Source organism: Sphingobium fluminis (genome assembly GCF_037723805.1).
Taxonomy (GTDB): domain Bacteria; phylum Pseudomonadota; class Alphaproteobacteria; order Sphingomonadales; family Sphingomonadaceae; genus Sphingobium.
The window spans coordinates 1-7,025 of sequence record NZ_JBBJUK010000011.1 but is presented as its reverse complement, the minus strand read 5'-3'; the positions used below and the strand labels follow the sequence as shown (position 1 = coordinate 7,025).

General features: G+C 59.0%; 10 protein-coding genes and 1 pseudogene. 6 read left to right on the top strand and 5 right to left on the bottom strand.

Features of this window, described 5'->3' with window-relative positions; all coding sequences use genetic code 11:
• Positions 1 to 352, bottom strand: a 352-nt coding sequence (locus WG907_RS18060) for a TonB-dependent receptor domain-containing protein (RefSeq protein ID WP_340234999.1), incomplete at its 3' end; no start/stop codon positions are given.
• Between the two features lie 495 nt (positions 353 to 847).
• Here WG907_RS18060 and WG907_RS18055 point away from each other — a divergent pair.
• Both WG907_RS18055 and WG907_RS18050 read left to right on the top strand, forming a co-directional pair.
• Positions 848 to 973: a hypothetical protein gene (locus tag WG907_RS18055; RefSeq protein WP_340234997.1), complete on the top strand. Its 126-nt coding sequence runs from the start codon at positions 848 to 850 to the stop codon at positions 971 to 973.
• Between the two features lie 394 nt (positions 974 to 1,367).
• Complete coding sequence (locus tag WG907_RS18050; RefSeq protein WP_340234996.1) at positions 1,368 to 2,576, top strand: tyrosine-type recombinase/integrase; 1,209 nt, start codon at positions 1,368 to 1,370, stop codon at positions 2,574 to 2,576.
• Here the strand turns inward: WG907_RS18050 and WG907_RS18045 are convergent.
• Positions 2,554 to 2,745, bottom strand: a complete 192-nt coding sequence (locus WG907_RS18045) for a helix-turn-helix domain-containing protein (RefSeq protein WP_340234995.1) — start codon at positions 2,743 to 2,745, stop codon at positions 2,554 to 2,556. The two genes, WG907_RS18050 and WG907_RS18045, sit on opposite strands and share 23 nt — an antisense overlap.
• Positions 2,742 to 2,956, bottom strand: a pseudogene (locus tag WG907_RS18040) (helix-turn-helix transcriptional regulator). Before WG907_RS18040 ends, WG907_RS18045 begins: the two are co-directional and overlap by 4 nt.
• A gap of 438 nt (positions 2,957 to 3,394) precedes the next feature.
• Between WG907_RS18040 and WG907_RS18035 the strand changes: the two are divergent.
• From WG907_RS18035 to WG907_RS18025, 3 genes are all read left to right on the top strand, one after another.
• On the top strand, positions 3,395 to 3,829 hold the full coding sequence (locus tag WG907_RS18035; protein WP_340235000.1) for a type II toxin-antitoxin system RelE/ParE family toxin: 435 nt from the start codon (positions 3,395 to 3,397) through the stop codon (positions 3,827 to 3,829).
• Positions 3,819 to 4,139 carry a type II toxin-antitoxin system RelB family anti-toxin transcriptional regulator gene (gene relB, locus WG907_RS18030; protein WP_340234994.1) on the top strand — a complete coding sequence of 107 codons (321 nt, stop codon included), beginning with the start codon at positions 3,819 to 3,821 and terminating at the stop codon, positions 4,137 to 4,139. The genes WG907_RS18035 and relB overlap by 11 nt, the downstream gene beginning before the upstream one ends.
• 283 nt (positions 4,140 to 4,422) lie before the next feature.
• Complete coding sequence (locus WG907_RS18025; protein WP_340234992.1) at positions 4,423 to 4,992, top strand: DUF262 domain-containing protein; 570 nt, start codon at positions 4,423 to 4,425, stop codon at positions 4,990 to 4,992.
• Positions 4,993 to 5,081: 89 nt separating this feature from the next.
• Here the strand turns inward: WG907_RS18025 and WG907_RS18020 are convergent, their stop codons facing one another.
• Entirely contained in the window at positions 5,082 to 5,456 is a 375-nt protein-coding gene (locus WG907_RS18020; protein WP_340234990.1) for a hypothetical protein, read from the bottom strand.
• On the opposite strand from WG907_RS18020, the gene WG907_RS18015 reads away from it, so the two are divergent.
• On the top strand, positions 5,373 to 6,233 hold the full coding sequence (locus tag WG907_RS18015) for a DUF6118 family protein (RefSeq protein WP_340234988.1): 861 nt from the start codon (positions 5,373 to 5,375) through the stop codon (positions 6,231 to 6,233). The two genes, WG907_RS18020 and WG907_RS18015, sit on opposite strands and share 84 nt — an antisense overlap.
• 102 nt (positions 6,234 to 6,335) lie before the next feature.
• Here WG907_RS18015 and WG907_RS18010 read toward each other — a convergent pair whose 3' ends face one another.
• Positions 6,336 to 6,965 carry a restriction endonuclease gene (locus WG907_RS18010; protein WP_340234986.1) on the bottom strand — a complete coding sequence of 210 codons (630 nt, stop codon included), beginning with the start codon at positions 6,963 to 6,965 and terminating at the stop codon, positions 6,336 to 6,338.
• Positions 6,966 to 7,025: the final 60 nt, after the last annotated feature.

The following is a 7,025-nucleotide window of genomic DNA, read 5'->3' as shown; positions in this document are numbered from 1 at the left end:
ATCGAGCCAGCCCTTGATGACCTGATTGTCCGCGCCAGGAGGGCCCGAAATAGCTGATATAGCTGGCGTGATTATAGTTTATGGCGCTTCTGAGCGTCAGCCCTTCGATCGGCGAGCGATAATTTAGGTCGAACTCGACGCCCTTTGTCCGCACGCCGCCAGCGTTTCGAATGGTGCCGATGCCATTCTCGAATGCCGTGATCTGGAGGCCGCCGACCTTATAGTTGTAGACCAACAGATTGGTGCGCAGTGCGCCCTCGAACAAAGCCGCTTTCACACCGGCTTCAAAGCCCTTGATCGTCCGCGGGCCGTAATTGAGTGGCAGCCCGGGCGTTGCCGTGCTGCCGTTCAAGCCGCCCGACAGGAACCCTTCTTGAACGACCCGAACAGGTCAGCCTCTCCGTGGGCCGGTAGACCGTGGACGAGAAGGTCCGGGCGGATGACATCGCTTTCGCCAGTGTGGACGTTAGATCGCCCAGTGTGGTGTTCCGGTATCGATAAAACCCATCTCGTGAGGCAAGCCTTTTGCAGGCGATTTCATCCTGGGTCGGGGTCGGACGGTGCTACGGATTCGACACCTGGATTGCAAACATTGACCGGCATGCTGGGAACATGCTTTTTGGCAGGCTTAAGGATGTCTGGTTGATAGACCACGGGCATGGATTGACAGGGCCAGTTTGGACCGGGCAGCATCACGAAGTCGGTTGATCACATAAAACGTCGGCTTTGGGATTTGAAAGTAGATAGAGACAAGGACGCAGGTGCGTTTCTCAGTCGTCACCATGAATTGATCGTCCAGATGCCCAGCCCGCACGATCCAATCTTTACGGATAGGCAACATGCAGCCTTGAAGGAGGCCCACCGGGCGTTGGAAGAGCAGGCCGATCAGGAACAGCTTCGGCTACGCCCGCTTCCTACCGTGCAGGACATTGGCCAGCGCGTGATACTCGCCGAGTCGGGCCAGATCGCTTAGTCTGAGGACTGCTGCAGACGCAAAGGCAGTGCCTTACGAGCCCTTGGCCGCTAGACCTTAGACGGTTGTCACATCCGCTGCGGGTCGTTCGGGCAGTCGGACGGCCCTCAAATAGCTCGTGGATTTGTCACACTGTTTCAGCGTGTTTAGAACCGATCCATTACCGAAATACTGAAATCTCTGACGGTTAAATGGCACTAAGTGTTTGATTTGCCTTGGTGACCCCTACGAGTGTAGAACTTTTGTCTCAGGCAATGCCGGGACGTTCCTAACTACACTGTAAAAATAGTGATTTGTCTTGTAACGTGTTCGCGGTCGGTCGCCTCGATTTGCCTGAATTCCCATCAAAATGTGGGAACGATTGTGGGATCATTTCAGGCAGGGAATAGAACCGATGGCCCTTACTGCATTGAAGGTGAAGAACGCCAAGCCCGGCCGCCATGTCGATGGCCGAGGGCTGTGTCTTCTGGTCAAGGACAGCGGCGCGCGGACATGGGTGCTGCGGATGCAGCGACAGGGCAAGCGCCGCGATTATGGCCTGGGATCGGCGCGGGACGTGTCGCTGGCCGAAGCGCGCGACGCGGCGGCGGTGTTGCGCCGTCAGGTGCGCGAGGGCGTCGATCCGGTCGCCGAGCGGTGCAGGTCGCGCAAGGTGATGCCGAGCTTCGAGGCGGCAGCGCGGGCCTGTTACGACGCGATGAAGGAGGGATGGAAGAACCAGCGCCATGCGAGTTGGATATCCAGCCTTGAGAATCATGTCTTTCCGCTGATCGGCACCAAGCCTGTGAACGAGGTGGACAGCGCTTGCGTAGTGGAGGTGCTGTCACCCATCTGGCTCGATATTTCCGACACGGCGCGGCGTGTCCTGCAACGCATCGGCGCGGTGCTGGATTTCGCCCACATCAAGGGATGGCGTGCGGAGGAGACCTCGCTACGCTCCGTCCGCAAAGGCCTGCCCCGTCAGGTGGACAAGGGCGGGCATCTGGAAGCCATGCCCTACGCGGACGTTCCGGCGCTCATGACGAAGCTGGCAGCCGCATCTCCGACCACGGGCCGCGACGCGCTGCGCTTCACCATCTACAACGCTGTGCGTTCCAGTGAGACACGCTTTGCCGTCTGGACCGAGTTCGACCTGAATAAGGGAATCTGGACCATTCCCGGAGAGCGCATGAAGGCGGGCGAAACCCATGTAGTGCCGTTGTCTGCGCCCGCCGTGGTGCTGCTGCGCAAGCGGTGGCGGGAGCGCACCAGCGACACCGGCCTTGTGTTCTCCAATGACGGTGAAAAGGCCATTAGCGATATGACCATGACCAAGCTGTTGCGCGATGACGGGATCAAGGGCGTAACCGTCCACGGCTTCCGTTCGGCCTTCACCGACTGGTCATCGGAGCGGACCCGCTTCCCCAAGGAGGTTGCCGACAAGGCGTTGGCGCACAAGCTGCCCAACAAGGTGGAAGCTGCCTATCGGCGCACCGACTTTTTCGACAAGCGGCGCAGCCTCATGGCGCGCTGGGCGGAATTTCTGGACAAGGTGCCTCCGAGGAGCAGTTCGGACGCCGGCCCCACGGCGTCCGAACCCGTCAGCCTTCGCGTTGCCGCTTGATGAGGTCGTGCAGGCTGGCGGTCGTGATGCGGGTCGCCTTGCCGAGTTTCACCGTCTCGACCTCGCCCGCCGCGATCATCGCGTAGAGTTTGGTGCGGCCGACGCCGATCATGCGAGCCGCGTCGTTGACGCGCAGGCAGATCGGATCGGGTGGGGGAGGTGCGGTCATTGCACCTGGCTCCCCGCGTGATCGTCGCGATAGCCGACAGGATCGGCCACCCAGCGATTGACGGCGGACTCATGCCAGCCAGCGCCATGGATGCTGATCTTTACTTGGCGCGGGAAGGTGCCTTCGCCCATCTTACGATAGAGCGTCGTGCGGGAAAGGCCGGTCGGGCCAGAACTGTTTTCAGTCGAATGATACGATCGGGATTGTTCATGGGGCAGTCTCTTCACGTCGGGATGTTGCACGCGCCCCCGCCCAAGAGCATTGGATACCTCGTCGTCCCGGACAAGAGGCGTTATGGGGCCATTGGGGACCAGTCGGATTTGCGCGGGTGAGGGTCGGCGGTGAACGGCGTTCAGCGGCGTCCAAGGGCGGTTCACGGCGTAGCGCTGCCGCAAAGCACGCCCGCCGTAGAATTTTTCCCACTGCGTCCCGAATAACACGCCGCTCAGTGCCGAACGCCACTGTACGTGGCATTGCATCGGTCAGGTCGAATCGTTCATGGCTTCGCTCCAAATCTTGGAGGCCTGCCCGCCAGAGGCCCACGCTGCGCCAGACGATGCCGCGCCGCAAGGGGTGGGGCACTGTAGTGCCGATTGGGAGCATTTCAGTGCCGGTTGCGCCGATATAGGCGCTAGAGGCGCGTTGAACCATAACGCTTTGTGTTATATATGACGTTAAGAACAGGAGAGCCGCCATCACGCGCGTCTTCAAGAATGGCTGGTTCGAGCGTTTCGCGCGGAAGGAGCGGATTGCCGATTCGGCGCTGCGGGATGCCGTGGAGCGCGCGGAAAGCGGGTTGGTGGACGCCGAACTTGGCGGCGGCGTCATCAAGCAGCGCGTCGCCCGGCCGGGAAAGGGCAAGTCGGGCGGCTATCGCACGCTGATCCTGTTCCGGCAGGGCGACCGGGCGATATTCGCGTTCGGTTTCGCCAAGAGCGCGCAGGCGAACATATCGAAGGCCGACCTCGCCTTGTTGCGCGATGCGGCCACCGAGGCGTTGGAATGGAACGACGAGGAGTTGGACCGGCTGGTGGCGTCCGGAACGCTGGTAGAGATAGACGATGGGAACGACGATGAGGAATAAGGGCTATCGCAGCGAGATCGCGGGCGCGATCCATGAGATGATGAGCGACGCGCACGACGCGGGCGTGGTGTCGCGCGCGACGCTACGCACCTTTGACGAGGCGTGCCTTGCCCCCGCCCCGGCGCTGGCGGGCGACGAAATCCGGGCGATCCGCGAGCGCGAGCATGTCTCGCAGCCGGTGTTCGCCGCGTATCTCAACGTCTCGCGCAATCTGGTGTCGGATTGGGAACGTGGCGTGAAGCGCCCCGGTGGTCCTGCGCTCCGGCTGCTGTCGATCATCCAACGCAAGGGGCTGCGGGCGGTCGCGTAGAAAGCACCTGATTGTCGGTCCTCGGTGGAAAGTGCCCGGTCGGTATTGGCGGCCGATCCAGTTGTAGCGGCCCTTCCGCGTCAGCCGCATGCTCTGACCGCATTCGGCCAACTTTCGCCGTGCACCGGGGCTGCGGATGGCCGCTGTTGCTTCCATGAAATCGGTATGCTGTTCCAAGAATTCCCGCTGCCCTCGGAATTTTTCACGCCTGTCCGGACATTGCCTTTGCCAATGAACGAGGTGATATCGAGCGGAACGAACTTATGCGGGGCTGGAGAGAAAGATGGCATTTGTCGAACCGATTACGATCAAGGACGCCATCGACAACATTCACCGCAAGAATTACCTGCTTCCCGCAATCCAGCGCGAATTCGTGTGGAGCGTCGATCAGATCGAAACGCTCTTTGATTCCCTTATGCGGGACTATCCAATCAACTCATTTCTCTTCTGGGAAGTCGAACGCAACAATGTCGACAAATACCAGTTTTATGAATTCGTCCGCGAGTACCACGAGCGCGACAGCTACCATAACCCAAAAGCCAACCTGAGCGGCGAGTCCGGCATTATCGCCATTCTCGACGGCCAACAGCGCCTGACCTCCCTTTATATCGGGCTCAAAGGGTCATATGCCTACAAGATGCCGCGCAAGCGCTGGGACAATGATGCCGCTTTTCCCAAGCGGCATCTCTATTTGAACCTGTTCCATGCTCCCGCCGAAGACAGCAACATCGAGTATCAATTCAGCTTCCTGACAAAAAAGGAGGCCGGGTTCGCGACGCTGACAATTTCTGGTTTAAGGTTGGCGAAATTCTCGACATCCTCGAGCCGGTCGACGTCAATGATTATCTGCTGAACAATGATGTTGCGCAGTTCGGAAACGACAAGTTTCGGCTGGCCAATAAGGCTCTCTTCAAGCTGCATGACATCATACACAAAAGCAGGTCAATCAACTTCTTCCTGGAGCGCGGCGAGGACCTCGACAAGGTTCTCAATATCTTCATCCGCGTAAACAGCGGCGGCACCCAGCTCAATTATTCCGACCTGCTGCTGTCCATCGCCACGGCCCAGTGGAAGGACAAGGACGCACGTGAGGAGATCACCGAATTCGTTGACGAGGTAAATGCCATCGGCGACGGCTTCAACATCAACAAGGACTTCGTCCTGAAATGCTGCCTCGTCCTCGGCGGATTTCGGGAAATCGCCTTCAAGGTGGACAATTTCAACAAGGCGAACATGCTCAATATCGAGCGCCAGTGGGAGGACATCGCCAAAGCGATCAGCGCCGCAGTCATCCTGCTGGCCAATCTCGGCTATCACCGGGATACGCTGACATCCAACAACGCCCTGATCCCTATCGCCCATTATCTGAAGAAGATTGGCGCCCCCAATAATTTCGCCATTGCATCGAAATATGAGGCTGACCGCAAAGCCATTTTCAAATGGCTGGTGATCGTTCTCCTTAAGCGCACGTTCAGTGGTCAGCCCGATAACGTGCTTCGTCCTATTCGTGAGGTCATCAACGGCGCCGCCCAGGGCTTTCCGTTCGAGGAGATCGCAAACAAGCTCAAGGGCGGCACAAAATCCTTGTCATTCGACGAAGACGAGATCGTGAGCCTGCTCCACTACAGCTATGGCGAGGCGTACACCTACTCTGTTCTAGCATTCCTTTACCCGACGCTGGATTTTCGTAACAAGTTCCATCAAGATCACATTTTTCCGAAAAAGATGTTCACCAAAAAGCGCTTGTCGAAGGCAGGAATCGACGATGAAGACGTTGAATTCTTCATCGCAAATTTCAACAGCCTCGCCAATTTGCAGCTACTTGAAGGGGTTCCAAATCAGGAGAAATCGGGCAAGGATTTCGATGCGTGGTTGAATGATAAATATGCCTCCAAGGCTGATCGCAAAGACTATATGGCTAGCCGGATGATGCGCGCTGAGAGCCCCGAGGCTTGGCAGGCAATCGCACAGGCCGCCGAAATCAGGCGCGAAAACCGCGAGGCCATCGCCACGTGCGAACAGGCCGCCCGCAAGGCCAAGCGGCGGGTGCGATGCACAATCAGCATTTTAGCGGAGGGCCAGACTGGAAATTGATTGGTGCGATAACCCGGTTCAGGATCGATCCGCCGTCGCTCGCACCGATCATTGCTTACACGCGGCATGCCCGAGAGCATACGGTAGAGACAGTCGAGATAATCAATCCTCTACGAAAAAGTCCTCATCCATCCGCTTGACCGAGATGGTGTGGCTTACCCGGACGCCTACATCATGCTCGACCAGCAATTCCGCCAATCGCTCGCCGTCGATCAATATCACACGCTGCGGAATATGCCGGACATACTCCGTAGCGGGCGCGCTGAAACCCGACGTGGTGACGAATACACCTTTGGTTGCGCCAAGCCCCACCAAACTGCCGACAAATGCCTGCATCTCTGGGCGGCCAACGGAGACGTGCCGAGCGTACCGCTTAGCTTGAATGTAAATGCGATCGAGCCCCAGGCGGTCCTCGTCGATCACGCCGTCCACCCCTCCATCGCCGCTCTTTCCTAAACTGCGCGCGGCGCGATCGTGACTTCCGCCGTAGCCCATCGCAACCAAGAGTTCGACTATCAGCCTTTCAAAGAAGGCCGGGCTTTGCGCCAATACGCGGAGCAGAAGGTCAGCCTTCAGCGCTACCTGAATCGCTGAGTGCGCTGCCTCAATTTGCTCCTCGGGCGTCGCCTCAGACGCGACCGCGGCTTTGGCGGCAGGCTCCTCCTCCCCCGCAGTGCCCCCACTCTTCTCGTAAAAGTCGCGGAAGGGAGCATAGGTCTTGAGCAGGTTCACGTCGATCGCGGCGGGACGTGGGGGGGGCCCCCCACCCCCCCCCCCCCCGGGGGGCGCTCG

Bases quoted from the DNA above. Each gene is read 5' to 3' on its own strand.
- WG907_RS18050 (WP_340234996.1), top strand. From the start codon at position 1,368: ATGGCCCTTACTGCATTGAAGGTGAAGAACGCCAAGCCCGGCCGCCAT.
- WG907_RS18045 (WP_340234995.1), bottom strand. From the start codon at position 2,745: ATGACCGCACCTCCCCCACCCGATCCGATCTGCCTGCGCGTCAACGAC.
- relB (WP_340234994.1), top strand. From the start codon at position 3,819: ATGAGGAATAAGGGCTATCGCAGCGAGATCGCGGGCGCGATCCATGAG.
- WG907_RS18025 (WP_340234992.1), top strand. From the start codon at position 4,423: ATGGCATTTGTCGAACCGATTACGATCAAGGACGCCATCGACAACATT.
- WG907_RS18015 (WP_340234988.1), top strand. From the start codon at position 5,373: ATGCTCAATATCGAGCGCCAGTGGGAGGACATCGCCAAAGCGATCAGC.